The organism is Xanthomonas sp. JAI131 (genome assembly GCF_013410075.1).
GTDB classification, from domain to species: domain Bacteria; phylum Pseudomonadota; class Gammaproteobacteria; order Xanthomonadales; family Xanthomonadaceae; genus Xanthomonas_A; species Xanthomonas_A bonasiae.
In genome coordinates this window covers 578,416-604,424 of sequence record NZ_JACCCN010000004.1, presented here as the reverse complement: position 1 = coordinate 604,424, position 26,009 = coordinate 578,416, and the positions used below count along the sequence as shown (strand labels likewise).

Sequence of the window (26,009 nt, the reverse complement as noted above, 5' to 3'; positions counted from 1 at the left end):
AGGACGGATTCTACCGGTAGTCATGTTCACTCCAGCGCACGGTAGCGGAATTGGTGGAAATGCACCTTTCCATTTCCGGCCGCATACAGCGCCGGCTTCAGCGCCAGGAACTTGCCGGCGACGTTGTGGTGATAGCCGGACACTTCCATCTGCACCGGGTACTTGGTCCAGGTGGTGCCGTCGCGGCTGCTGTGAATGGTGACGATGTGGCGGTCGTTGCGCACCCGCAGCCACAGGCGGCCGCCCTTGGCGCTGGGCGCCAGCTGCGCCGGGCGTTCCTCGCCGTAGCGGTGCATGACGAACGCCTCGCCGTTGCTGCCCACCCCGGCGTACAGGCGCTCGCTGTAGAACAGCAGCGCGCCGCCCTGCGCGCCGGGTTCGATCTCCATCTCCACCTCGAACTGGTAGGCGGGATCGGGCGCGATCACGGTCAGCGGCGAGCTGTCGCGCGGGGCGCGGCCCTTGCCCTGCACGCTCAGCGTGCCGTCGCCGAAGGACAGCCGCTGGTATTCGTCGCGGCCCGGGTTGAAGAACGACCACTGCGGGCCGAGCCGGCCGCCGCGGAAATCGTCCGACAACGCCAGCCCGTGCGGCAGCGCCTGCCCGCTGGGCTTTTTCAGCGGCATGCCGAGATCGCCGCCCTTGGCCACGAACCAGCCGTCGGCGGTCCACTCGATCGGGTCCAGCAGCGCCTGCCGGCCCAGCGTCCAGTAGCCGTTCTCGTAGCCGTGGTAGAGCATCCACCAGCGCCCGTCGGTGCCTTCGACCAGGGTCGCATGGCCGCGCGACCACCACGGCTCGGCCGCGCTCGTGGTGCGGGTGATCGGGTTGTTCGGCGCGTTGCGCCACGGCCCGTGGATCGAGCGAGCGCGCGCGGTGATCACCATGTGCCCGGTCGGCGGACCGGCGGTGCCGCCGACCGCGGTGGTCATGTAGTACCAGCCGTTGTGGCGGGTGATCTTCGGCCCTTCCTGCGCATAGGCTTCCACGTCCCAGCTTTCCGGGTACTTCCAGCCGTCGTAGACATGCCTGGGCGTGCCGACGACCTTCAACCCGTCGTCGGACAGCTGCACGTAGTCGCCGCCGCTCAGGAACAGGTAGCGCTTGCCGTCCTCGCCGACCGCATGGCCGGGGTCGATGTACTTGCCCAGGCCGATGTCGATCGGCGCGCTCCACGGACCCCTGATGTCGTCGGCCCAGACCACGAAGTTGCTGCGCTGGCCCTGCTCGCCGCGCCGCGCCGGGAAATAGATGTAGTAGCGGTTGCCGTGCTTGACCAGGTCCGGCGCCCAGATCGCGCCGACGTTCTCGCTGATGGCGTGGCCCAGCGGCTGCCAGTTGACCAGGTCGCGCGAGTGCCAGATCGGCAGGCCGGGGTAGGCATCGAACGAGGACAGGGTGAGGTAGTAGTCGTCGCCGTCCTTGAGCACCGACGGATCGGGATGGTCGCCGGCCAGCACCGGATTGAGAAAGGTCCCGTTGCCCTGGTCGGCGATGCGCTGGTGTTCGATGCCGCGCTTCCAGTCGGCCGCCGCGGCCAGCGCGCTGGCGGCGAGCAGGCCGGCCAGCAGCAGCCAGCGCAGAGGCGGGGTTGTAGGCGAAGCCATGTCGTGCACTCCTTGGTTCGCGCCGCAGCGGCTGCGTGCGGCGCGGCGCATCAGGCGCGCAGCGCGCGCGGCAACCACAGCGACAGTTCCGGGAAGAACGCCACGATCAGCAGCACGCACAGCGCCGCCAGCCAGAACGGCCAGATCGTGCGCATGCTCTGGGCCACGGTGATCTGGCCGATCGAGGTGCCGATGAACAGCACCGAGCCAATCGGCGGGGTGATCAGGCCGATGCCGCCGGCCAGCACCATCACCAGCCCGAAATGGATCGGGTCGATGCCGTAGGCCTTCACCACCGGCAGGAAGATCGGCGTGCAGATCAGGATCTTCGGCGCCAGGTCCATGAACATGCCCAGCAGCAGCAGCATCACCACGATCATCAGCAGCACGGTGTTCTTGCCGTCGGCGATCGACTGCAGGAACTTCACCGCCGCCGCCGGCACCTGCAGGTAGGCCAGCAGCCAGCCGAACACCGCCGCGGTGGCGATCACGAACAGGATCACGCCGGTGGTGCGCGCCGCATGCGTGACCGCGGCGAAGAACTCGGCCCAGCGCAATTGCCGATACAGCAGTGCGGTGACCAGCAAGGCGTACACCACCGCGATCGCCGCGCTCTCCACCGCGGTGAAGATACCGGCGCGGATGCCGACGAAGATCAGCGCGACCAGGCCCAGCCCGGGCAGCGCGCCGACCAGGCGCAGCGCCACCGCGCGCCAGCCCGGGAACGGTTCGGTGCCGTAGCCGCGATGGCGCGCCACCGCGTAGCCGGTGATCATCATCGCCGCGGTCATCAGCAGCGCCGGGAAGATGCCGGCCGCGAACAGATCGGCGATCGACAGCCCGCCGCCGGCCGCGGCCGAGAACAGGATCAGGTTGTGCGAGGGCGGCACCAGCAGCGCGACCAGCGCCGCGGTCATGCTCACGTTGACCGCGTAGTCGCGGTCGTAGCCGCGGTTGATCATCTGCGGAATCATGGTGCCGCCGACCGCCGACACGTCGGCGATGGCCGAGCCGGACACGCCGCCGAAGAACAGCGAGGACAGCACGCTGACCTGGCCCAGGCCGCCGCGCATGCGCCCCACCAGCGACGAGGCCAGCGCGATCAGGCGATCGGAGATGCCGCCGCGCAGCATCAACTCGCCGGCGAAGATGAACAACGGAATCGCGATCAGCGATGCCGAGCCGCTACCGGCGGAGATCTGCTGCACCAGCACCACCGCCGGCAGATCCAGATACAACAGCGTCGCCAGCGCCGCGGCGCCCAGCGCATAGGCGACCGGCACGCCGATCAACAGCAACAGCACGAACAGCCCGAGCAGGATTGCGATGGCCATGGCTCAGTTCACTCCTTCAGCGGTGGCCGGACGCAGCACCTGCCACGCCTGGTACAACGCGAACACGCTCATCAGCGCGCCGCCGATCGACAGCGGCAGGTAGTTGATGCTCTGCGGCAGCGTGGCGCCGGCCATCTTGATGTCCAGTCCGTCCAACAACAGCACCCCGCCCCACCAGGCGATCACCGCGCCGATGGCGGCGATCATCAGCGGCCGGATCAGGTCGATCGCCCGGCGCACGTGGGCGTGCATCTTCTCGGCCAGCAGGAAGAAGCCGAAATGGCGCCGGGTGTGCACGCCGGCGGCGGCGGCCAGGCTCATCGCGGTGCTCAGCAGCAGCAGCGTCACCGGCTCGGTCCAGCTCGGCGAATCGTTGAGCACGTAGCGGGTGAACACCTGCCAGCCCTGCACCACCACCAGCCCGAGCAGGGCGGCGGCGGCGATGCCGATGGCGAGGTTGGAAATCCGGTCCAGCAGCCGCTGCAGCGGCGCCACCGGGACGGCAATGGCGTGGTCGGTCATCGGCATGGCCTCAGGCGAAATCACGGATGCGGCGGTACAGGGCTTCGATCTCCGGCTGCCGCCGGTATTCGGCCAGCAGCGGCGCGGCGGCCTTGCGGAAGGCGGGCATGTCCACCTCGTTGACCGCCACGCCGTAGTCGAGCACTTCCTGGCGCGCCTGCGCCTCGGACGCATCCCACAGCTTGCGCATCACCGCCACCGATTGCCGCGCGGTCTCCACCACCAGCGCACGGTCGCCCGGCGACAGCGCCTGGAAGCTGCGCTGCGACATCACCAGCACGTCCGGTGCATAGGAATGCTCGCTCTGCGACCAGTAGCGCGCGGCCTCGAAATGGCGGCTGGACTGGAAGCTGCGCATGTTGTTCTCGGCGCCGTCGATCATGTGCGTCTCCATCGCCGAGAAGGTCTCGCCCAGCGACATCGGCGTCGGATTGGCGCCGAGCATGCGCATCAGCTTGAGGAAGATGTCCGACGAGGCCACGCGCAGCTTGAGGCCGTGCAGGTCTTCGGGACGGTGCAGCGGGTGCTTGGTGTTGTAGAAGCAGCGCGCGCCGGAATCGTAGATGGCCAGGCCGACCAGGTCGCGCTGCTCGAAGCTGGCCAGGATGCTGTCGCCGACATGGCCGTCGATCGCGCGGCGCAGGTGCGGCACCGAGTCGAACACGTATGGCAGGCACAGCGCCTGGGTCAGCGGGAAGGTGTTGTTGAGCGCGCCGGAGTAGACGCGGGTGATGTCGATGGCGCCGAAGCGGGCCATGTCGATCGCTTCCGCTTCGCGGCCGAGCTGGCCGGAGTGGTACTGGCGCAGCTTCAGCCGCCCGCCGGTCTGCCGTTCCAGGGTCTGCCCGAACCAGCGCACCGCCTCCACGGTGGGGTAGTCGGCCACGTGCACGTCGGTGGCGGTGAGCAGCTGGCTGCCGCCGCCGGCCTGGGCCAGCGTGCCCAGCGGGGCCGCCGCCGCCGCGGCCAACCCTGCGCCCAGGAAACCTCTACGAGTGATCATGCTGCGCCCTCCCGCGCGTCGTCGGCATGCCGCGGCTCAGGCCGCGACCGCCCTGCAATGAAGTTCGCCATAGCCGTCGAAACGGATCGTCGCGTGCTGGCCGATGGCGATGTCGTGGATGCCGGTGGCATTGCCGGTGGCGATCAGCTCGCCGCGCTTGAGCGGCCGGCCGCGCCGCGCCGAACGCGCCAGCGCGAACGCAAACGCAGTGCGCAGCCCGCCCGGCAACAGGGTGGCACCGCCGCTGCCGACGCGCTGGCCCTCGATCAAGGTTTCCGCCAGCAGCGCGGCCTCGTCCAGCGTGGTCCAGTCGGCGACCTGCGGCCCCAGGATCAGGCCGTTGTTGTTGCCGAAGTCGGAAATCACCACGCGCGGCCCCAGCTGGTTGATCGTGGCCAGCGGGCTGCTGGCCACTTCCACACCGATGAACAGCGTGGACGGCACCTGCGCGGCCTGCTCCGGCGTCCAGTGCAACTGGTCGGCCGGCACGTCCGCGTCCAGCCGCATCACGTACTCGGCCTCGACCGCGCCGAAGCCGCCGTCGAACACCGGAATGTCCGTTGTTCCACCGGTAGCATTCCAGAGGTTGCGGGCGAAGATCGGGCCGAGCAGGCGCTCGTCGCCGGAGTGGTCGCGGCGCTCGGCGGCGATGTAGCCGACCTTCCAGCCGACCACGCGGTCCGGCCATTGCGCGATCGCCAGGTCCTGCACGCGGTAGGCGGTTTCCAGGTCGTCGGGGATGATCCCGGGGAAATCGGGCAGCGAACGGCCCTGCTGGCGGGCCTGGACGAAGCGGGCCGCGATGTCGGCCAACGCGGGCGGTGGCGTGTCCGAAGGACCGGAATGAGTGCTCAAGGGCATCTCCGCAAGAATGTGGGGGATCGAAAGAATTGCTGCGCCGCTCATCGACAGCGCGTTGCGCAGTTGTATATGGTAAACCGGTGTCATTGGCAATGTGCGGTGCGGCAAAAAGCCGGGATTGGGGATTCGGGAGTGGGAATTCGCTGAAGCGCTGCGACCCGATCCCTTCTGCAAGAACCCGTCGCTTGCGCGGCGCCGTGCGAGCGGATTAGCTGCACATCCTTGACCTGGGAGGGCGACGGATGCGGAACACGACGACAACGGGAGGCGCTGGCATGGCGCTGGCGGATGCTGCCGACGACACCGGCCGGCAGCGCCGGGCCTCGCGGCCGATCCTGAGGCAGGCGGCCGGCGCGCTGGCGCTGGCGTGGCGCCAGCGCCGGCAGGGCGCACTGGGCGTTTTGCTGGCACTGGCGCTCGCCGGCCCCGCGCTCGCCGCCGAGCACCCGAGCAGCGAAACCGCGGCCGAGCAAGCGGCGCGCATCCCGCTGTGGCCGGATCCGGCGCCAGGCTCCGTGCCCGGCCCCGACCAGGCGCGCATCGTCGACCGCAGCGACGACCCGGCGCTGCCCGACCGCGCCATCAGCGGCCGCTACCAGCCCTACCTGGTGGTGTACCGGCCGAAGACGCCGAACGGCAGCGCGCTGCTGGTGGCGCCCGGCGGCGGCTACGCGCGCATCGTGCTGGACAAGGAAGGCAGCGCCTTGCTGCCGATCTTCGCCGAACAGGCAGGCATCACCCTGTTCGTGCTGCGCTATCGGCTGCCTGATGCGGAAGCGGCGGGCGCCGACGCCGCGGCGCAACGCGACCTGCCGCTGGCCGACGCGCAGCGCGCGCTGCGCCTGGTCCGCGCGCGCGCCGCCGACTACGGCGTGGACCCGCACCGGGTCGGCGCGATCGGCTTCTCCGCCGGCGGGCATGTCGCTGCCAGCCTCGGCACCCGCTACGACGAACGCGTCTCTCCGGCGCGCGATGCGATCGACCGGCTCAGCGCGCGGCCGGACTTCCTGCTGCTGCTGTACCCGGTCATCGACATGGGCAGCGGCACCGCGGCGCATACCGGGTCGCGCCTGCGGCTGCTCGGCCGCCATCCCGATGCCGCCACGATGGCAGCCTATTCGCTGCAGAACCGCGTGACACCGGCGATGCCGCCGACGTTCCTGGTGCACGCGCAGGACGACCGGGTGGTGCCGGTGGAGAACAGCCTGCTGTTCTACCAGGCGCTGCGCCAGGCCGGCGTGCCGGCGGAACTGCACCTGTTCGCGCACGGCGGCCATGGCTTCGGCACCCGCGGCATCGCCGGCCTGCCGCTGGCCGCATGGCCGACCCAGGCGCTGGAGTGGATGCGCAGCGTGCAGGGCGATCCGGCCGCGCTGGCACCGATCCCGCCTGCCGCGCCGAAGCAGTAGCCGGCGCTGCCGCATCGCCATGCACCACGCCGCCATGACCCCGCGCCCGAACGCCGCCCGCATCGGGCCGTCTTGCGCGGCGCTCGACATAGGCGTGCCGCGCCGCATCCACCCGACCATTTCCGCTGCCAGCCCGAACCCATGGCCGGCGGCGTTTGCCCACGGACTCCGCCACGCATGACCCCACCCGCCGCCATCCCGCCTGCCGACCTTGCCGCCACCGCGTCCACCGCACCCGACGACCACGGCCGGCGCCGCTTCCTGCACGGCAGCGCGCTCGGCGCACTGGCGTTGAGCGGCGCCTTGCCTGGCGGCAGCGCCGGCGCCGCGCCCATGCCCAACGATCCGGACGCGCCGCTGGCGCGCACCCGCAGCGGCCGCATCCGCGGCTACCGCGAGCAGGGCGTACAGGTGTTCAAGGGCATTCCCTATGGCGCCGACACCGCGTCGCGCCGCTTCCAGCCGGCGCTGCAGGAACAGCCCTGGCGCGGCGTGCGCGATTGCAGCGGCTACGCCGCCTCCGCACCGCAGCTCAAGCTCGACCCGGTCAGCGAGGACTGCCTGTTCCTCAACGTGTGGACGCCCGCCCTGCGCGACGGCGCCAAGCGTCCGATCCTGTTCTACATCCACGGCGGCGCCTACAACAACGGCTCCGGCAGCGATCCGCAGTACGACGGCGCGCGACTGTGCCGGCGCGGCGACGCAGTGGTGATCAGCGTCAACCATCGCCTCAACGCCTTCGGCTACCTGTACCTGGCGCAGCTGGGCGGCGCCGCGTTCGCCGCGTCAGGCAATGTCGGCCAGCTCGACCTGGTGCAGGCGCTGCACTGGGTGCGCGCGCATGCGGCCGAGTTCGGCGGCGACGCCGGCAACGTCACCGTGTTCGGCCAATCCGGCGGCGGCGCCAAGATCGCCACGCTGATGGCGATGCCGGCCGCGCAGGGGCTGTTCCACCGCGCGTGGACCATGAGCGGCCAGCAGGTCACCGCCGCCGGGCCGCGCGCGGCCACGCAGCGCGCGCAGTTGCTGCTGCAGGCCTTGCAGCTCGATGCCACGCAACTGGCGGCGCTGCGCACGCTGCCGATGCAACGCCTGCTCGAGGCCACGCGCACGCGCGATCCGTCGCGGGTGGAGAACACGTCTCTGTACCTGGGCCCGGTGCTGGATGCACAGGTGCTGCACCGGCACCCCTTCTGGCCGGATGCGCCGCCGCAGTCGGCGCGGATCCCGATGGTGATCGGCAACACCCACGACGAGACCCGCGCCTTCCTCGGCAACGATCCGGCCAACTTCGCGCTGACTTGGGACACGCTGCCGGCCAGACTGGAGCAGGAGCAATTCGTGGATCTGCTGCCGCAGGTGGTGATCGCCGAATACCGGCGGCTGTATCCGCACTACACGCCGAGCGAGGTGTTCTTCGCCGCGACCACCGCCGGGCGCTCGTGGCGCGGCGCGATCGAGGAAGCCGAAGCGCGCGCGCGGCAGGGCGCGCCGACCTGGGCCTACCAACTCGATTGGGGCTCGCCGCTGGACGGCGGCAAGTTCGGCGCGTTCCACACCCTCGACATCCCGCTGGTGTTCGACAACATTCGCCAGCCCGGTTCGCGCACCGGCGACGGCGCCGACGCGCAGCGCGTGGCCGATGCGATGAGCGAAGCGCTGCTCGCCTTCGCCCGCCACGGCGATCCCAACCACGCCGGACTGCCGCGCTGGGAACCGTATTCGCTGGCCCGGCGCGAGACCATGCTGTTCGATGCGGACAGCCGCCTGGCGCACGACCCGCGCGGCGGCGAACGGCGCCTCTACCAGCAGGTGCCGTTCGTGCAGCGCGGGACGTTCTGAGGTGGTGCAGGACGCCCGCCGACGCGCGCATGCCATCCGAGCTTGGTGACGGCTAGCTGCTTCCGATCGCATTCGCCAGCGCGTCTTCGCTCGAGATCGCGCCACGCCCTGTAGGCGCGGCTTCAGCCGCGACGGGCGTTACCGGAAAAGCCTGTCGCGGCTGAAGCCGCTCCTACAACGTGCAGGACATTCCGTGGAAGCCGCACACCATCGCACTCACAAGCTGGCAGAAAGGTAGTAGAGCTTGGAGGTCCGGGTGTCGTAGGCCAGCATGCTGACCTCGTCGACTTCCTGCCAGGAAGGATCCTCGGTCCCTCCGTCGCTCGACGCGATGCGCAGGAACGCCAGCATGAAGCGCGACGAATCCATGTCCGCCTGCGTGGGAAGCCACGGGCAGTCCGGCGAATCGTTGAACCCGATCGCCGTGCGCAATGCGTCCTTCTGCACGGCGCCATGCGCCGGTCCGCGCTGCCAGTGGCGCTGCGCCGCCTTGCCGGCCCAGAACGCATCGGGAATCTTCGCGACCTCGGCCACATAGAAATACGCGTAATCGCGCTGCATCAGTTCATCGGGTGGCTTGCAGGCGTGCTCCATCCGACGCACGCGCGTCACCGCATCGTCGAGTCCGGGCTGCCGCATCGTCTCGCGCAGGCGGCCGGCATCGTCGCTGCGTTCGATGGCCTTGGAAACGGGGTTGGGCGGGAGCAGATCCAGCGCGACGCATCCCTGCACCGCTGCCGCCGCCACGATCACAAGGACCAGCACGATGTCGCGCAGATGCATGCAAAGCCTCCATTCCGCAAAAGACCACAAGCGTTCGCGGCCAGCATCGCACTGCGCATCCGACCCGCGCCGGCGCCGGCGCTGTCACCAACCCGTGTCCTCGGCCAGCACCACCTGGTTGCCGCCGCCGATGCGCGCGCGCTGCAGCAGCGCTTCGGCGCGTTGCATCAGCATGGCGGCGGTGTCGTCAGGCGCGGCAAGCAGCGCGCCGACGCTGACGCCGAGCTGTTCGTTGGCCATGTCGGCATGCGCGATCGCCAGCAGCTCGACCATGTCGCGCAGCGCCGGCGCCACCTGGCGCAGGTGCGCGCCGCTGGCGTCGTACAGCACCAGCGCGAAGCGGCCATCGTCGATGCGCATGGTCACGTCCATCGGCCGCAGCAGGCATTGCAGTACCTCGGCCACGTCCACCACGGCGCGGTCGGCCTCGCGCGGGCCGTAGCGCTGCACGAAGGCGGCATATCCATCCAGTTCGACCAGGATCAACGCCAGTCCGCGCTGCAGGCGCCGGGTCTCGGCCAGCGCCACCGCCAGGTGTTCGTCGAAGCGGCGGCGGTCGCCCAGGCCGGTGAGCGCATCGCGCAAGGCTTCGTCGTCGCGCACCCGCCGCTGCAGAAAGCCCTCGCGACGCGAATGCTCGCGCAGATAGCCGCCGACCGCGCCGATCGGCACCGCCGCCCACAGCAACCATTGCAGCCGCAGGTAGCCGGCCTGCGCGGCGCCGTCCAGCAGCAGATGCGCGGCCGCGGCGCTGATCGCGCACAGGGTCAGCGCCACCGCCACGCTCTGCCACAGCGCCAGGCCCAGCGGAAAGAAACCGGCGACGATCACCAGGGTCATCACCGCGGCGGCATAGCGCAGTTCCTGCGGCGGATAGCCGATGCTCGACAGCACCAGCCCGGTGCCGCCGACCAGCAGCAACAGCGCCGCCCGGCCCGGCCCGTGCGCATGCGCGCGATGGATCGCCACCGCCACCCACAGCAACGCCAGCAAGGTGGCCGCGCGCACCGCCACCGCGTAGCCGACCAGCCCGGTGCTGCCGGTCCAGCCGAAATGCAACGCGTCCCAGGCCAGCAACGCCAGCGCGATCAGCACCCCGAGCGAGGCCGCCACGCGCTGCGCGAAACCCATCGTCGATGCGGTATAGCGGCGATACGCCAGCTCCAGCGGCGGATCGAAGCGCAATGCGGCGAAGCCGCTACGCAACTGCCTGGCGTAGGCCTCGCCGGACGGAGCGTCGGGCGGTCCTTCGTAGCGTTGGTGCATGCAATCCCCTGTACGCGGCAGCGCGGAACAGAACGTGGTGGCGGTCACAAAAATTGCCGTGCGACGCCCAGCGCCAACGCTGCAGACTTCGACTTCCACGTACATGAGAAATCACTGGCGCGCGATTGTCCACTTTTCGCGGTGGGGCATGCGTGCGATGCGCAACGCATGCGGGGGGACAGGATGCAGCGTGGAGGCACCGCGGCTGGCATGCCACAGCGCGCGCGGCGTTGCCGCAGCAGCCCGAACGACGGCCGAAGTACAGCGCCAGCGCTCAGGTCTTCGCCGGCAGCGCCCACACGCTGTTGGGATCGCCGTTGCGGCCACGGCGATGGGTGGCGCGCGCCATCTGCCAGTACGCCCAGGCCAGGGCCACGGCGCAGCCGTCCACCGCCAGCAGCAGCGGACTGCTCCACGGCGCCACCCAGCCGCCGGCGCCGCGCAGCGCGGCCAACGGCACCAGCGCGGTCAGCACCGCGCAGGCCAACAGCAGCTCGTAGGCGCCGCGCGCGGTGGGACGCAGCAACGCCCAGGCCACGCCCAGCCCGAACACGGCGTAGTACACGCCACGCTCCTGCCCCGGCGGCAACAGCCGCGCGGCGACGAACAACGCCGACACGCCGGCCACGCAGCCCAGGCAGACGCCGGTCGTTAGCCGCGCCAGCGCATGCGTGCGCCACGGCTGCGCCGGCTGGCGCCGCTTGCGCCGCGCCTCCACCCACAGCAGGTTGCCGCTGTAGAACAGGAACGCACCGGCCAGGCCGAGCAGGAAATACAGCCATTGCAGCGGCGCCCCGCCGAAGTTGGCGAAATGCAGCGCCTGCAGTCCGCGCAGCGAGGCCACGCCCGGCGACATGCTCTGCGGCGCCAGCACCCGCAGCACCTTGCCGGTGGCCGCTTCCATCGCGACGCCGGCAAGCGTGTTGAGCCGGCGCTGCGGCTGGTGACCGTAAATCTCCACGCGCGCGTTGGCGTCGCCGGCGTCGTGGAAGGACAGGCTCTCCGGCACGAAGCCGGGGCTGGCCGCACGCGCGCGCGCCAGCAGGTCGGCCACCGGCAACGGCGCCGCCTTCGTCTGCGCCGGCTGCACATGCGGGGTCAATTCGAAATCCGGCGCCAGCACCTGCATCAGCTTGCCGTCGAACACCAGGTACTGGAACGGCGCCAGCAGCAGCACGCCCAGGGTCAGCACCGCGCCGGACCAGGCGAAGATCACGTGGAACGGCAGCGACAGCATGCCGATCGCGTTGTGCGCGTCCTGCCACAGGCGCTTGACGTTGCGTCCCAGGCGCAGCGCGAACAGGTCCTTCAGGAACACCGGCGCATACAGCACCACGCCGCTGACCAGGGCCAGGCCGTACAGGATGCAGACCACGCCGAACAGGTAGGTGCCGAAGGTGCGCGGCAGCCCGGCGGTGAAATGCAGGTCGTACAGGAAATCGGCAAAGCCGCTGCGCTGCGGCAGCTGCACCAGTCGCCCGTCCACACCGAGCTGGAACTGCACCGCCCCGCCGAACGGCTGCGCCGCCGGCCCGAACGCATACAGCCGCGGCAACGCGCCGTGTTCCCCCGGCAGCATCAGCGAGAACGACTCGGCCAGCGTCGGATGCCGCGCCAGCACCGCATCCTGCAGGGCTTGCGCCGCCTGTTCCGGCGTCTGCGTCGCCGGGGCGGCGACCGCCGCCGCGCGCGGCCAGTCGTTGAGCTCGTGGGTGAACACGGTGATCGCGCCGGCATAGAAGGCGATGAACAAGGCCATGCCGGCCAGCAGGCCCATCCAGCTGTGGGCCGACAGGAACTGGCGCAAGGTCGCCGCCTTCATACCGTCACCTGCACCAGGCCGGCGGCCTTCAACGCGTACAGCAGGCCATGGCACAGCAGCGTCGCCAGGCCCAGCCACAGCCAGGCGCGCGCGCCGCTGCGGAACACGAACGCCAGCGACATCGCGCCGATCCACAGCGGGAACACCAGCAGCAACCACGGCAGCGTGTGCACCTGCAGCGCGCCCGGCCACAGCAGCACGCACAGCCCGACCACGCCCACCGCCAGCGGCAGGCCGAGCACGATCGCCGCCAGCCACCTAGCCCACATCGGCGCGGCCTCCGCGCAGCTGCCGCCAGGCATCCAGGTACGGCAGCGCGACCGCGGCAAGCATCAGCGCGCTCAGCGCCGCGAAGATGCCGGCCCACACGCCGAGCGCGGCGATCGCCGCGGCCAGCGCCAGCACGCTCGACACCACGCCGGCCACGTTCAGCGCGCGCGCATGCCGGCGCCAGGCCGGACACAGGCGCTGGTGCGCGGTGGCCAGGTAAAACGCCAGCGCCGCCAGCGGCGCGGCGAGCAAGTACAGGGCGGTGGTCAGCGCGTGCATGGCCATCGTGGGTTACCAGCGCGCTTCGAAGCCGATGCCGACCACGCGCGGTGCGCCGAGGATGGCGATCGGCTGATCCGCCCAGCGGTACTGGATGTACTGCCGGTCGAGCAGGTTGTTGGCGAACACCCACGCGCTCCAGTCCAGGTTCTCGTAGCCGAACTTGGCGTTGAGCAGCGTGCGCGAGGCCAGCCGCGGCGCATCGCTGCCGATGTCGGTGTAGACCTTGTCGCGGAAGTTGGCGTTGAGATTGGCGACCCAGCCCGCGCCGAAGCGCCAGTTGCCGCCGAGCGCGGCGGTCCAGCGCGGCGCATAGGCGAACTCGCGGCCGGCATAGTCGGTGATCTCGGCATCGGCCACGGTCTTGAACTCGTCGAAGCGGGTGCGCGAATAGCCCAGCGAGGCGTACCAGTCGAAGCCTTCGCCGAGCCGGTGGCTGGCCTCCAGCTCGAAGCCGTACAGGTGCGCGCGGCCGGCGTTGACGGTGTTGTAGTCGTAGTCGTTGAGGCCGAAGAAGGCGAAGACCTGCTTGTCCTTCCAGTCGATGTAGTAGACGTTGGCATTGACGCTCAGGCGCCCGTCCAGCCACTGCGAGCGCAGCGAGGCCTCGTAGTTCCAGGTGTATTCCGGGTCGTAGGCGAAGGCCTGGCTGCGCGCGGTGTTGAAGCTGGAGCCGCCGGAACGGTAGCCGCGCTGCACCACCAGGCTGGCGGCCAGGTCCGGGCTCCACTCGTAGCGCGCGCCGAGCTTGGGCAGGAACGCACTGAAGTCGCGCGTGTTGTCCGGCACCTCGCCGCTGGCCGCATCGACGATGCCGGCCACGCCCGCGTTGATCGCGGTGATCGCCTGGTACAGCGCGGTCCCGGGACTGGCGAAGCTGGCCGCGCTCGGATAGCTGCCGACGAAGGTCGCGGTGGTGCTGGAGGCCATCTCGTAGCGCTGGCGGTCGTAGCGGAAGCCGCCGATCAGCGAGAAGCCGCCACCCACATGCCATTGCCCGTCGGCGAACAGCGCGCGGTTCTCCGAGGTGGTCGGTGCGTCGCTGACGTACAGCACCGGGATCACCGGCAGCGCCTGGCCGTAGGCGGCCGAGATCGCCGCGGCATTGGCGGCCGGGAAGCCGGCGCCGGTCAGCAGGCGGGTGATGGTGGCGAGCGGGGTATTCACGTTGAGACGGTTGACCACGTCGTTCTGGGTGTCGTGCTTGGCCCAGTACAGCCCGAACAGGCCGTCCACGGCCTGGCCGTCGTAGTTCAGGCGCACTTCCTGCGAAGTGGTGCGGGTGGTGGCCAGGCGCCTGGCGTAGGCGACCTGGGCGGCGCTGCGGTCGCCGTCCCAGCTGCTGTCCATGTCCACCTTGTTCCAGGCCGTCACCGCCGACAGCGACCAGGCCGCATCGATCGCGTAATCGACGTCGAGGGTGGCGATGTCGCTGTCGGTCTGACTGCGGTTCGGGGTGTTGTCGTGATTGACGCGGCGCTTGAAATAGTTCGCCTCGTCGGTGGGCACATACACGTACAGGTACGGCCCGTTGCGATGCGCCTTGGTGTAACCGAGCTGGACCTTCAACCCCTCGATCGCCGACGGCGTCCACAGCAGCTTGCCGCGGTAGGTCAGCGCGTGCTGCGCATCGTCGGACGCCTGGCGCGTGTCGTTCCAGCTGTAGCCCTCGAAGCTGCGCTGCTCGACCGAGGCGCGGAACGCCAGTTCGTCGGCCACCAGCGGACCGCCGAACGCCGCGGCCAGGGTCCGGTCGGACGGATCGGAGGCCAGCACCCGCAGCTTGCCCTCCCAGTCCATGGTCGGCTCGGCGGTGCGCAGGATCACCGCGCCGGCCAGCGCGTTCTCGCCCTGCAGCGTGGACTGCGGCCCGCGCAGGATCTCCACCTGCTGCAGGTCCCACAGGCTCAGCGGCGCCGAACTGATCGCGTTCTGCGGCAACGCCGCGCCGTCCAGGTAGATGGTGGCCAGCGGCGCATCGCCGCCGCCGTCGATCTCGCGGATGCCGCGAATGGTGAAGCCGGTATCGCCGTAGCTCTGCGCCACGTTGGCGGTGCGGTTGAATACCTCGTAGAGGTTCTGCAGGTTCTCCTGCTCGATCCGCGCCTGGGTGGTCACCGCCACGCTGCTGGTGGTGTCCTGCAGCGTGCGCGCGCGCTTTTCGCCGGTGACGACGACGCGGTCCAGGGTGGTGGGATCGGCGACATCCGCTTCGGCGGCCAGCGCAGGCGCTGGAGCATGCAAGGCCAGAACCGCGGCGACGGAAACAGACAGGGGCAGCAAATTGACGCGCACGCGCATCGCTCCGTAGAAAGAAGATCGGACGGAGGCATGGCGACGGCTGTGCCTGGCTGCCGGACCCGGCAGCGCTGGGCGCGGACTTTAACAGAGCGTGAAGATGGCGGCTACAAATTTGTGCGGTGTATCAAGGGCTGCCATGGCGGATCTTCGGCATGCCGTCTTCCCGCTCGCAAGGATGGAGCGCCTTTTGTAGGAGCGGCTTCAGCCGCGACGGGCCTTACCGATAGATCCTGTCGCGGCTGAAGCCGCTCCTACACAGGCGGGCGCGACGGTGCAGCCCGTCAACCGACAGGCTGCGCCATCGCGGCGCTGGCCACCCGAGGCCAGCCGGAGCCGCTACAGGACTACCGGCCTTTTGCGCATCAATGCCAGTGCACGTCGACCGACAGGCCGACGATGCGCGGCTCGTTGTACACCGCCGCCATGTAGTTCTCGATCACGCCCTTGAGGTTCTTCTCGTTGGTGATGTTGCGTGCGAACGCCGCCACTTCCCACGCGCCGTAGTCGCCGCTGTAGCCCAGCTTCAGCCCGCCTTCGAAGCTGCCCTTGGAATTGAACTCGGTCGAGTCGTACAGCACGAAGCTGGTCTTGCCCTGCTTGTTCCAGTCGGTGGCGACGAAGAACGCGCCGCCGTCGGCGACCGGGATGTCGTAGCGCGCGGCCAGGTTGACGTTGTAGGTGGGCGCGTTCGGCAGCGGATTGCCGTCGATCTGGGCGAAGGTGTTGGCGCCGACCTTGATCGTCGGATCGTTCACCGTGCACACCACCACGCCGTTCAGCGCGCACACCTGCGCGTACACGCGCTTGTCCTGGATCTCGCTGTGCAGCAGGCTCAGGCCGGCGCTCAGCGACAGGTTCGGGATCGGGCGCCAGTCCAGGTCCGCTTCCAGGCCGTAGGCCTTGGCCTTGTCGGCGTTGAACAGCACGCCGTTGCCGTTGGAGTCGTTGCCGTTGAGCTGGATGTCGTCGACCGTGTAGGTGAAGCCGGTGACGTTCAGGCGCAGGCGGTTGTCGAACAGGCTGCTCTTGATGCCCGCTTCCCAGGACAGGATCGTCTCCGAATCGGCGGTGGTGAAGTCGGAGTTGAACACCGCCGAACGGCCCTGGATGGTCGGGCCGCGGAAGCCGCGCGCCACCTTCGCGTACACGCTGACGTTGTCGTCGATCGCGTACATCGCGCTGAAATCCCAGCTCGGCTGCGTATCGGCCATGCGCACGTCGCGGCGGCCACGGTAGGTGACCACGCCGGCGGCGGTGTCGGCGGTCTTGAGCAGCTTGGTTTCCTTGCTGTCGCGGGTCTGGCGCACGCCCGCGGTCAGGGTCAGCGCATCGGTGGCCTTGTAGGTCAGCTGGCCGAAGCCGGCCCACGAGGTGTTGCTGTTGCGCAGGCGCACCCAGTTGTTCGGGTTGCGCGCCGCGGTCTGCAGGAAGTACGCGCGCTGGTAGAAATCGGTGGTGTCCTTGCCGTCGAAGTAGAACGCGCCGGCCTGCCACTGCAGCGCCGCGTCGCCTTCGCTGGCCAGGCGCAGCTCCTGCGTGTACTGGTCCAGGTCGCGCACCTGGCCCATCGACTGGCCGTAGCCGTTGGCCACGCCGTTGACCGGATAGTTCGCCGCCGCGCCGCCGTCGGTGTCGCCGCGGCTGTAGCCGGAGGTGGTCTCGTAGGCGCTGATCGAGGTCAGCGACACGCCGCCGAAGTCGTACACCGCCTTGAGCGAGCCGCCATGGGTCTTGTACGCCTGCGGATTGTCGTGCGCCTCGTCGTAGGCGACCTGGTCGCGCGGCACATCGACCTTGTTGGAGCCCTTGGTGACCGCGTTGCGCAGGAACAGCGTGGAGGTGCCGTCGTAGTCTCGGGTATGCGCCGAGGCCAGCAGCGAGAAGTCCTCGCTCGGCTTGAGCAGCAGCTGCAGGCGCGCGTTGCGGTCGTCGTAGCCGCCCATCGCGTCCTTCTTCGGCGTCACCGTGCCGTCGGCGCTAGGGCCGCTGTAGGTGTTGTCCACCCAATCGTCGCGGTGCTGGTACAACGCCGACAGGCGGAACGACAGCACGTCGTTGATCGGGCCGCCGAAACCGCCGTCGAGCGAGGTGGTGCCGTAGCTGCCGTAGCTGGCGCTGAGCCGGCCGCTGTAGTCGTCGCTGGGCTTGATGCTGTCGAACTTGACGATGCCGGCGGTGGTGTTGCGGCCGAACAGCGAGCCCTGCGGGCCGCGCAGCACTTCCACCTGGTCCAGGTCGTAGACCGGATTGGATTTCAGCACCACGTGCTCGAGCACCACGTCGTCCTGGATGATCGACACCGGCTGCGAGGCGCCGAGATAGAAATCGATGTTGCCCAACCCGCGGATGTAGAAGCGCGGGAAGATGCGCCCGGTGGTGGTCTCGGCGTAGAAGCTGGGCACGCGGCCGGACAGCGCCAGCAACGTGTCGTCGCCGCCGGCGGTGTAGTTGCGCAGCGCATCGCCCTGCACCACGCCCACCGACACCGGCACTTCCTGCAGGTTCTGCTCGCGGTGCTCGGCGGTGACGGTGATGGTGTCCAGCGAGGTCGCCGCATCGCCGGTCGCGGCGCCGCGCGTGGCCTGCTGCTCGCTACCGGCCAGCGACGGCGCCATGTCCTGGGCGGCGGCCGCGGTGGCGATCGACGCCAGCAGCAGGCCGGCGCAGGCCTGGGCCAGGCGGTTACGGACCGGGGCAGCGGACAGGCGCGACGAACGCGTGGCCGAGCGGCACGCGGAAAGATCGGGATGCAGCAACATGGCGATTCCTTTGGGCTGGATGACGATTCCGTTCGGCTTGCGCAGCAGCCCGCGACGGCGCGCCAGACGATGGCGTAGCGCGGCACGATATGTCATCCATGTTGCAACTCCGTGGCATCGCCGGCATGCGCGTGACGGCATGCAACGAAAGCGCGGTCCTCGCCAGGAGGCGGGCCTGCGCCTGCAGCCTCGGCGCGTGCAGCGCCGCGTCAGTCGCTATCGATCCCGATCACCGTCAACAGCAGGCTGGGTGAGTCACCACTCCCCGCCACCTCCGACAGCATGCCGGTGACGCGCACGATCTGCCCGGCGCCTTCTTCTTCCAGATGCGCCGCCTGGTCCTTGGTCACCGCCAGGCGCAGGCGCCGCACAGCGTCGTGGCGCGGCGCCTGACCGGCGGGCGACGCCGCCACGCAGACCGGCTTTGGCAGCACCAGCACCTCGCTGTCGGCGTCGGCTGCAACAGCTTCACTGGCCGGCGCTGTTTTTGCGTGCGGCTCCAACTTGCCGGACAGCGTGACCTTGATCGGGCCATAGGGCAGGCAGTGCGGCTGCGCTGCCCGCGCGATCGGCGCGGCCGCCAGCGACGACCACAACAGCAACAGCGGCAACATCCGGATCGACATCGGCAGCACACACGCAGGGAAGACCGGCGCGAGGATACGCCAGCTTGATGGCCGTGGCGCGTCAGCTGCCCAGGCCTCATCGCGCGGTTCCCGTCCGGGTTTCACCGGCACCAGCCGCAGGTCTTGGCGATCTCACAGCCGCAAGGAACTGCAGCCATGCCGTGCGCGATCCCGCTTTGTACATCCATGGCCGCGGCGAGCGGTTGCCTGCGGACCTCGCCGGATTCGATATCCGGTCGCATTGCCTCCTTGGACGCATGCCTGGCCGCGTAGTACCGTGCCGTGTCCACACGCGAAGGAGAGAGCAAGGATGCGGATCTGGATGATGACCGTGCTGCTGGCGCTGGCTCCCGCGGCGGAAGCGGAGGCGGAGGGAGGAAAGCTGGGATGGCTGCGGGCGCACGAGATCGTGGACCTGTGGCAAGACTTCTCCGTCAACGACGACATCATCGCCGAGGACTATGCGGGTTTCGTCCGCGCCGTCGATCTCGATGGCGACGGCACCGACGAGATCGTCTACCTCAACTCGTCGTACTGCATCGGATCCAGCAGCGACTGCCCCAACAGCATCGACGTACTGCGCAAGCGCGTTCCGGGCAAGACCCCGTCCATCGGCCGGCGCGTCGACGAATGGGAAGCCAGGGCACGCAAGACCGGGTACGTCCCGGACGCCGGCGAGCAGATTCCCGGAGAGGTAATGGAACTGCAGACCAAGGGCAATCGCATCGACGTCACCTTCGTCGTCCGCGAGACCTCGCCGATCTGCCTGCGGCACCAGCGCGCGCCCGACGGCAGCGATCGCTGCCCGCCACCGGGACGCTACACCTGGGCCTATGCCTGGGCGCCCGGCAAACTGACGCGCCTGCCCGACAGCCGCTACGAGAAGAACGTGGCCAAGTCCCACTTCCCCGCACAGCTCCAAGGCAAATGGGTGATCGCAGGTGGCTCGTGCGAAAAAGCCGACGACCCTAGCCATTACCTCACGTTCGGCAACGAGCGAATGACCGGCATGGGCGAGGACATCTGGCCCAACCTCGTTACCCTGCTCGCACGGACGCCGTGGACCTGGCAGATCCTCACCGCCTCGGCGAGCGATCCCGACAAGGAAGTTGCCGCCGTCTTCATGCTGGGCCAGCGCGGGGATCGCCTGGTCGTCGCCGAAGAGTCGCGGGTGCGCACCTTCGATCGCTGCAGTTTCTAGACGAAGATCCTGACGGCAATCATGCGCAAGCGCCGCGCGATATGCCGCTGGATGGCCCCAATGCCCGCTTCCATCCGCGTGCGGGCAGCCGGGTTCGCGGAGTGCACGCGACCTACCGGGGATACGAAACCGCGCGTGACGACGGCCTCCTCTATACGAGACCTCGAGCTGGCTAGGCCGCGTTCGCGCGAGCGCCCGCCACGGAAACTCCGAGCATGCGCAGGATGGGACCGGTCACGAGCACGCCGAGGATCGAGCTCGGCGTCCCCCAGAACAGGACCGCGACATAGATCATGGACGCCCCACCACCGGTGTATGGACGTACGCAATCGGTGTAGTACGCCAGTCCCAGCCAGGGCGCGAACAGAAGGCAGCCGCCGACGGCCCGCAACGGGTTGGCCGTCGCCAGCGCGATGATTGGCGGCAGCAAGGGAACGAGCAGGAACATCCCCAACGCGGCAAGGAATTCCCGCAACCCGTGCTGGTAGCAGGCAAAGCTATTGAATGCTTGCAGGGCCACGACGCCAAGAATGGCGACAAGGCCATATGTCACTGCGCGACCGCGATTGATCAGCATGGACGTTGCGCCTGATGCGGGCCGATCCGCAAAGTGGGAGCGGCTTGTGGTGAAGCGTCGACAACATGCAGCGATGGCACATCTCTTTAGCGGATCGAACGAACTTCTAAATCACCACTTCCCGAAGTACGACGAAATGTCGAAATAGACGTCTCGCTCTTCGCCGGATGGCCGCGAGATCGTAATCAGGTCCATGACCGGTGGTCCGGACAGAAGCGACTGCGATTTTACCTGCGCACCGGGGTAGTGCTGATTGAGCCAGTCCCTTTCCGCTCGTATTCCCTGTCCTTCGCTGTGCGCAGCGGATAGATCGACTGCATGCTCCGGGGAAGAACCGTCGCCATGGGCGATGTTCGCCCGCGGCGGCGACGCGGATTGGCAAGCCGCGAGACCTGTCGAAAGAACGACAGCCAACATTACACGCCGCATACGATTCCCCCTAGGTGATCCCAACATCCCTGGACCGCTCAGAACCGGCCGTCCCCCACGGCCGGACAAGGCTGTCGCCTCGCGTCACTCGGCCACTACGGGCCGCTGGATCTTTTTACCACAGGTGGAACAGAACGCGTCGCTGCCCGCCACCTCATGGCCATCGGCGCATCGCTGTCGCGAGAGTAGGCGCGGTGTACGGTACGCCGAGTAGAGAATGGCGAAGGCGGCACCATAGAACACCAACCAATGCCCGGAGAATGCACGGATGACCGAAGCGTCACCGATCCTCTTGAGATCCTGCGATTCGCTAGTCGCCATGATCCAGAAGAAGTTGGCGGCGGCATAGACGAATAGCGCGTATCCCGTGTAGCGCATCCATGGCGGGCAACCGGACAGCACCGTCTTCCAGTAGTCGCGGTGCGGCCTGCCCCGAGTGATACGGGTGGCGACCAGCACTGCGGGAAGCCACACCACGAAGATGCCGATGTGCAGCGACCAGACCAATGCACCGCCTGGAACCCGGAGTCCGAGCAGGGAGGCGACGTGGACGCAGAGGCTCAGCAGCAGCCCGACCGCCGCCAATGCCATGAAAGGGAGGAGTAGTGCGGCCATCGTTGCCCCTGATTGATACCTGACGCCTGAGTCGGCGGAATCTCAAGACAGCTTGGAACGAATGCGTTGCCATAGAGCGCCACGGCCGCAGCGCGAACCGGCGCGGGCGTGACGAAGTGTCAGGTCGCGCGGGCACGCACCTGCACGACATTGCCTTCCGGATCATGCCCATCCAAATGCAGTTGATCGCGCCAGCGCCACGCGGACGCGAGCGGCTTGAAGGCACCGCCGCAGGACTCGGCGGCAGACCGGGCATGCTCCAGACTCTCCACCAGGAACGAGCATTTGATTGGCGTCCCGGTTCTCACGTGGAGCGGCCCAGGTGCGGGAGCAGGTGTCCTGTCGCTCGCCATTCGGACCACCGCGATTTCGTAGTGGGGATTCCCCACCACCACGAAAGCGTCGTCCTGTTCCACAAGGTCGAGCGAAAGCGTCTTCCTGTAGAACTCGGCGACCCGCTCGATGTTCCGGGCGTAGATCACGCTGAGGGCATGGACGGGATGGGAGGTGCTCATGCAATCGGCTCCGGTTCGAAGGCTTGGTTGGGCAGCTGCTGGCCGCACCATGGACAGAATCGCGCAAACGCATAGTGCTCGTTGATCGACCAGCACGCATCCTCCCCCCTGAACAGTCCGAACGCGAATCGGACCTCGGCGTCGGGATGCGTCGCAGCGGCGAGCATGTGGATGCAGCAGTACTTGCTCAGCCGTTCGCGATGCGTCACACGCTCGGGAAACTGGGCGTCCAGCCAGCTGGCGCTCCACCGCTGGCACGCTGCGCACTCCTCGATATGCGCCATCGCCTCGTACGTCGTCCGGTCGGGGAAATGCGCTTCTTCGACGGCGATCATCCCTTCCAGCGTCAGCTTGAGCGCGGCATCGCCGTCGATGCGGTCGCGCATGCTGGCCATCGTCTGTCGGGCGGCAAGGCAGGTCTCGTCGGTCGTCATGTGCTGTTCGTTCGCTGCGATGCGTGAGATCGACCGAGCCGCAAGCGGCCTAGGTCGGCATGGCGTCAGGCAACATCCAGCGCTGCCTGCAGCCGCGAAAGCTTGTGGAGGTATTCGTCCGTGTACGCCCAATCGGGCTGGAGCCTGGCCCACACCGCTTGGCGCTTGAGCGCGCGTGCCACGTAAGGCTTGGCCGAGGCATCGATCGTGCCCTCATCGGCGAGCTGCCCGAATGCCGTCGCCAGCACCGAGACGTCCGTGGTGAAGATGTACTGCTGATCGTCGAAATCGGGATCTTCGATCTGCTCGCGCACCGTGGACTCGTTGAAGATGGCGTCGGAATACTCGGACACCTCCATCTCTCCAACCGACTCGATCGTCCAGACGATGCAGTCCTCGAGCGGTTCACCTGGATGGTGCTTGCGCCATTCGCGGTACTCGTGAAGGGCGGTGTCTCCTTCGTCGGATCCGAACGGGGCAAGCTCGTCCGTGCAATCCCAGAAGAATTCATCCGGAATGATCTGGAGTGCGCGAGGATGGCCGTGTTCCTTGTCGATACCGCCGAGATCTTCTTCCATGATGTTCCCTCCTGCCTGTGCGGACTGAATGGGCGGGATTGTAGGGGCTTCGGTTGCCGAACGGGAGCAGGCGCTCAGACCTTTCGACAGGCTTGCGAGCCTCTTGCCTGACGACACCGAGGTCGGCGTACCGCTGGAACGTCTGAGCGCGTCCGGGCCGCCGCTGACATCAGGTTGTCCCCATTCTTGCCGAAGCAGGCCCTGGGGAGCGGGCGCGCTGCAATCGGTGCTCGTTCGCGGATAGCCACGCATTCGACCGCGAGGTGGTGCGCGGGCGCCTGCGTGTCCGTCTCGCGCTTCCCGAATAGCGGTGAAGCCGCAAATGGATGACGCCGGATCGCCTCGGGTCGCTTGACGCCAACTCGCTGCCATTGGCCCACACTATTGCCCCCACCCCTGGAGTGATCGAGATGCAGAAAGCTTGGCTGTTCGCCCTGTTGGCGATACCGGCGATGGCGCATGCCGCGCCGGACGATGCCGATGCGGCCACCTGCCGCAATGGCCTGTTCACCAACAGCCCGGCTGGGTTCGCGCTTGCCAAGGTCGCGGTGCCGCGGTTGTACCTGCTCGACGACAGCGACGGTTGCCCGGGCAAGGGCGAGGCCGCCTGCCGGCAGCGCGCCTACGTGGTCAAGGGCGATGTGGTGGTGCTGGCCCAGCGGCGCGGCGGGTTTGCCTGCGCGTTCTATCCCAACAAGGTCGGCGGCAGTGCCGGCTGGGTCGCGCAGGCCAGCGTGCAGCCGTTGCCGAGCGCGGCCCAGCCGACGCCGAAGGCCTGGAACGGCCGCTGGCACGATGGCGACAACGAACTGCAGTTGACCGCCAATGGCGACGGCAGCGTCACCGTCAACGGCGACGCCTACTGGCCCAGCGCCAACCCGGATCCCCAGCAGGTGCCTGGCGGCCCGCACATAGGCGCCGTCACCGCGCGCGGCTATCCGGAGGGCAACCGGGTCGAGGTCAGCGAGGACGAGTGCAAGGTGCGCCTGCAGCTGCTCGGCGACCTGCTGGTGGTCGCGGACAACCTGCAGTGCGGCGGCGCGAATGTGAGCTTCGGTGGGGTCTATCGGCGGGAGGCGGCGGCGCGACGCTGAGGTCGTGCCGTGCGATGGGTTTCCAGCGACGCAGGAAGCCCGTCGGTGGAACCTTCGCATTTCAGCTCTCGAAAACGATATCTGCGTTCTTAGGCGCTGTTTAGCGCTCAGCTACCAAGAGCCGGGTCAGAGTGCACTTTCAAAAGCGCGCATAGAGAGGAGAGGGTCGCACTCTGACCCCATATTCCTTCTGTCAGCCATCCAGTTCGCGCAACCGCTGCTCGATCTTGTTTCGGTCCAAGCAACGGGCCACCGCGGGCCAATGCCGAGCCGCGCTCATGCGCCACTGGCCAAAACCAATAGCCAACCCGACGACGAGGGCGCCAGTCGTCGTGAACAGGGTGAGCAGGGAGTTGGCACGAAGGACGCCCAAAGCAATCACAACGACGAGGAATGGAATCGTCAAGCCAATCACCTCCCTCTTGAACATCGATTGCCAACGGTTGTCTATCGGCTCGTTCATGCTGGCCAGCATCGAGGCCAGCAGATGCTTTTCTTGCCGCTTGTCCAGGGGACGTAATTTCATTTTCTGTCCATACATGAGTAGACCATCGTGTTGCGAAGCGACCACGCCAGGAAACGCTGCTGGCCACCTATTCGACGAAGCATCTTGAAGGGTACCTGCCAAGACGGCTGAGCGAGGCTTAGCGGCGTCGGTAAAAAGTGGCGAGCACGAAGTACAGTGGCAAGGCCAGCAGCATGATCGCAAAGGCGATCTCATGCCTCGACCATGAATCAGCCCACTTTTCGATCGTGCGCGACTTTCCCACGAGCCCAACGAGGATAAGCAAGACTCCAACCAGGAGGGCGAGTCCGAACCCAAGTTGCCACGCTGGGGAATGCGCGCTAACGCCAACGGACTCGCGTCCTGCGATCAGACAGCATAGCCCGATCAACAAGCCGCCCAGAGTGGTGAGATAGCTGCGGCAGTAGACGGGCCACGAGAAGCTATCTGCAACTTTGCGTAGATCCAACATGGCATTCGCCATCCTTGGGTGGGTCGATACCGAGGCAGGTTCCACGCCACTTTGCTGGATTTGTAGAGGCGTCGCAACAAGGCTCTCCTGTCCTGACGTCGTTGACGGATAGCCATCCAATTGAGCTGGTAGCCGGCATCGCCGGCTTGAAGGGAACGCTAGGCATCTGCCCCCACGTCGGGGCACTTCCCGCGGGCCAGTAATGCTGCCATTGACCGCAATCCAGCTTGCACGCGTATGTTGCCGCGCACGGTCAGCCTCGTATTCCCACTGAGCCTCTGAGCGCAAAGCTTGGTGGGAGTGGGGGATCATCTGGGTTGGTGTAGACGAGATCGATACGCCGGCCGTTTTGATCCATCCGCGACTTTGTAGGATCTGCAGGAAGACTGCGTTACCCGCCGTTGCCGGAAACGAAGTTCCGCCAAGCGGTTCGTACCCCCGAAACCGGAGTCAGATTGCCCTTTTACTCCGTTACCGGCAAACGAGCATCGGCTTGGACGGATCGTTAGCCCGTCTTCCCACGATCCGGCGTGAACATCAGCGGCGTGTGGTGGTGACCGGTTTCAGCTGGCCACAGTTCGCCCGGCAGCGTGATGCGCTTGCCGAGCCGAGGCCGGAATAGCTTGTATTGCCCCGGCTCCAGGAGCAGTTGCAGGCGGTTGGCCGAGATTGCGCTTTGATCTGAATCGAGCACGCATACCGGCGCCGGCAGTCGCAGGACGAAATAGGTTTCGGGTGCGTCGCCGCTCTGGATGCTCTCGTAGTTGGGCGGGCCTGCGAACGTGACGCGCTCAAGTACGCCTGTGAGTCGAACCACGGATGGCTGACCGGGCAGACACTGGGCGTTCGCAGCAGTGGATGCCGCGAGGAGCAAGGCAAACAGACAAGTGAAATGTCGAAGCATG

Annotated in this window: 24 protein-coding genes; 4 read left to right on the top strand and 20 right to left on the bottom strand. The window is 67.9% G+C overall.

Annotation, left to right across the window (positions count from 1 at the left end; translation table 11 throughout):
• Positions 1–26: 26 nt before the first annotated feature.
• Genes HDC36_RS19040 through HDC36_RS19020 form a run of 5 tightly spaced genes read right to left on the bottom strand, consistent with a single transcriptional unit; the run spans position 27 to position 5,327 of the window.
• Complete coding sequence (locus HDC36_RS19040) at positions 27–1,607, bottom strand: family 43 glycosylhydrolase (RefSeq protein ID WP_179570396.1); 1,581 nt, start codon at positions 1,605–1,607, stop codon at positions 27–29.
• 50 nt (positions 1,608–1,657) lie between these two features.
• A complete protein-coding gene (locus HDC36_RS19035; RefSeq protein WP_179570394.1) occupies positions 1,658–2,941 on the bottom strand; it encodes a TRAP transporter large permease in 1,284 nt (427 codons plus the stop codon).
• A 3-nt stretch (positions 2,942–2,944) separates the two neighbouring features.
• On the bottom strand, positions 2,945–3,463 hold the full coding sequence (locus HDC36_RS19030) for a TRAP transporter small permease (protein WP_179570392.1): 519 nt from the start codon (positions 3,461–3,463) through the stop codon (positions 2,945–2,947).
• A gap of 10 nt (positions 3,464–3,473) precedes the next feature.
• Entirely contained in the window at positions 3,474–4,466 is a 993-nt protein-coding gene (locus HDC36_RS19025; protein WP_179570390.1) for a TRAP transporter substrate-binding protein, read from the bottom strand.
• Between the two features lie 36 nt (positions 4,467–4,502).
• Positions 4,503–5,327 carry a 2-keto-4-pentenoate hydratase gene (locus HDC36_RS19020; protein ID WP_179570388.1) on the bottom strand — a complete coding sequence of 275 codons (825 nt, stop codon included), beginning with the start codon at positions 5,325–5,327 and terminating at the stop codon, positions 4,503–4,505.
• A 275-nt stretch (positions 5,328–5,602) separates the two neighbouring features.
• On the opposite strand from HDC36_RS19020, the gene HDC36_RS19015 reads away from it, so the two are divergent.
• Both HDC36_RS19015 and HDC36_RS19010 read left to right on the top strand, forming a co-directional pair.
• The gene (locus HDC36_RS19015) at positions 5,603–6,736 is read left to right on the top strand and encodes an alpha/beta hydrolase (protein ID WP_255432816.1); all 1,134 of its coding nucleotides are present in this window, start codon (positions 5,603–5,605) and stop codon (positions 6,734–6,736) included.
• A 333-nt stretch (positions 6,737–7,069) separates the two neighbouring features.
• Entirely contained in the window at positions 7,070–8,578 is a 1,509-nt protein-coding gene (locus HDC36_RS19010; protein ID WP_255432830.1) for a carboxylesterase/lipase family protein, read from the top strand.
• A 216-nt stretch (positions 8,579–8,794) separates the two neighbouring features.
• On the opposite strand, the gene HDC36_RS19005 is transcribed toward HDC36_RS19010, so the two are convergent.
• From HDC36_RS19005 to HDC36_RS18970, 8 genes are all read right to left on the bottom strand, one after another.
• Positions 8,795–9,361 (bottom strand): hypothetical protein, encoded by a 567-nt coding sequence (locus HDC36_RS19005; protein ID WP_179570384.1) that lies wholly within the window; start codon positions 9,359–9,361, stop codon positions 8,795–8,797.
• Between the two features lie 84 nt (positions 9,362–9,445).
• Positions 9,446–10,627, bottom strand: coding sequence for a GGDEF domain-containing protein (locus tag HDC36_RS19000; protein ID WP_179570382.1), 1,182 nt, complete (start codon positions 10,625–10,627; stop codon positions 9,446–9,448).
• Between the two features lie 274 nt (positions 10,628–10,901).
• Positions 10,902–12,449, bottom strand: a complete 1,548-nt coding sequence (locus HDC36_RS18995; RefSeq protein WP_179570380.1) for a PepSY-associated TM helix domain-containing protein — start codon at positions 12,447–12,449, stop codon at positions 10,902–10,904.
• Complete coding sequence (locus tag HDC36_RS18990) at positions 12,446–12,718, bottom strand: hypothetical protein (protein ID WP_179570378.1); 273 nt, start codon at positions 12,716–12,718, stop codon at positions 12,446–12,448. The genes HDC36_RS18995 and HDC36_RS18990 overlap by 4 nt, the downstream gene beginning before the upstream one ends.
• Positions 12,708–13,004, bottom strand: a complete 297-nt coding sequence (locus HDC36_RS18985) for a hypothetical protein (protein ID WP_179570376.1) — start codon at positions 13,002–13,004, stop codon at positions 12,708–12,710. The genes HDC36_RS18990 and HDC36_RS18985 overlap by 11 nt, the downstream gene beginning before the upstream one ends.
• Positions 13,005–13,010: 6 nt before the next feature.
• Positions 13,011–15,242, bottom strand: coding sequence for a TonB-dependent receptor (locus HDC36_RS18980; RefSeq protein WP_255432814.1), 2,232 nt, complete (start codon positions 15,240–15,242; stop codon positions 13,011–13,013).
• Between the two features lie 419 nt (positions 15,243–15,661).
• Positions 15,662–18,058, bottom strand: coding sequence for a TonB-dependent receptor (locus HDC36_RS18975; RefSeq protein ID WP_179570372.1), 2,397 nt, complete (start codon positions 18,056–18,058; stop codon positions 15,662–15,664).
• A 209-nt stretch (positions 18,059–18,267) separates the two neighbouring features.
• The gene (locus HDC36_RS18970) at positions 18,268–18,684 is read right to left on the bottom strand and encodes a hypothetical protein (RefSeq protein ID WP_179570370.1); all 417 of its coding nucleotides are present in this window, start codon (positions 18,682–18,684) and stop codon (positions 18,268–18,270) included.
• Positions 18,685–19,009: 325 nt separating this feature from the next.
• On the opposite strand from HDC36_RS18970, the gene HDC36_RS18965 reads away from it, so the two are divergent.
• Entirely contained in the window at positions 19,010–19,885 is an 876-nt protein-coding gene (locus HDC36_RS18965; RefSeq protein ID WP_179570368.1) for a hypothetical protein, read from the top strand.
• Between the two features lie 172 nt (positions 19,886–20,057).
• Here the strand turns inward: HDC36_RS18965 and HDC36_RS18960 are convergent, their stop codons facing one another.
• From HDC36_RS18960 to HDC36_RS18940, 5 genes are all read right to left on the bottom strand, one after another.
• A complete protein-coding gene (locus tag HDC36_RS18960) occupies positions 20,058–20,462 on the bottom strand; it encodes a Na+:solute symporter (RefSeq protein ID WP_179570366.1) in 405 nt (134 codons plus the stop codon).
• A gap of 513 nt (positions 20,463–20,975) precedes the next feature.
• Positions 20,976–21,506 (bottom strand): hypothetical protein, encoded by a 531-nt coding sequence (locus HDC36_RS18955; RefSeq protein WP_179570364.1) that lies wholly within the window; start codon positions 21,504–21,506, stop codon positions 20,976–20,978.
• A gap of 119 nt (positions 21,507–21,625) precedes the next feature.
• On the bottom strand, positions 21,626–22,021 hold the full coding sequence (locus HDC36_RS18950; RefSeq protein WP_179570362.1) for a VOC family protein: 396 nt from the start codon (positions 22,019–22,021) through the stop codon (positions 21,626–21,628).
• Complete coding sequence (locus tag HDC36_RS18945; RefSeq protein WP_179569490.1) at positions 22,018–22,455, bottom strand: hypothetical protein; 438 nt, start codon at positions 22,453–22,455, stop codon at positions 22,018–22,020. Before HDC36_RS18945 ends, HDC36_RS18950 begins: the two co-directional genes overlap by 4 nt.
• A 65-nt stretch (positions 22,456–22,520) precedes the next feature.
• Positions 22,521–23,033, bottom strand: a complete 513-nt coding sequence (locus HDC36_RS18940) for a hypothetical protein (protein WP_179570360.1) — start codon at positions 23,031–23,033, stop codon at positions 22,521–22,523.
• Positions 23,034–23,443: 410 nt separating this feature from the next.
• Here HDC36_RS18940 and HDC36_RS18935 point away from each other — a divergent pair, with 410 nt between their 5' ends.
• Positions 23,444–24,127, top strand: a complete 684-nt coding sequence (locus tag HDC36_RS18935) for a hypothetical protein (RefSeq protein WP_179570358.1) — start codon at positions 23,444–23,446, stop codon at positions 24,125–24,127.
• A gap of 193 nt (positions 24,128–24,320) precedes the next feature.
• Here HDC36_RS18935 and HDC36_RS18930 read toward each other — a convergent pair whose 3' ends face one another.
• Positions 24,321–24,653 (bottom strand): hypothetical protein, encoded by a 333-nt coding sequence (locus HDC36_RS18930; protein WP_179570356.1) that lies wholly within the window; start codon positions 24,651–24,653, stop codon positions 24,321–24,323.
• 956 nt (positions 24,654–25,609) lie between these two features.
• Positions 25,610–26,008, bottom strand: a complete 399-nt coding sequence (locus tag HDC36_RS18925; RefSeq protein WP_179570354.1) for a DUF4431 domain-containing protein — start codon at positions 26,006–26,008, stop codon at positions 25,610–25,612.
• Position 26,009 lies beyond the last annotated feature (1 nt).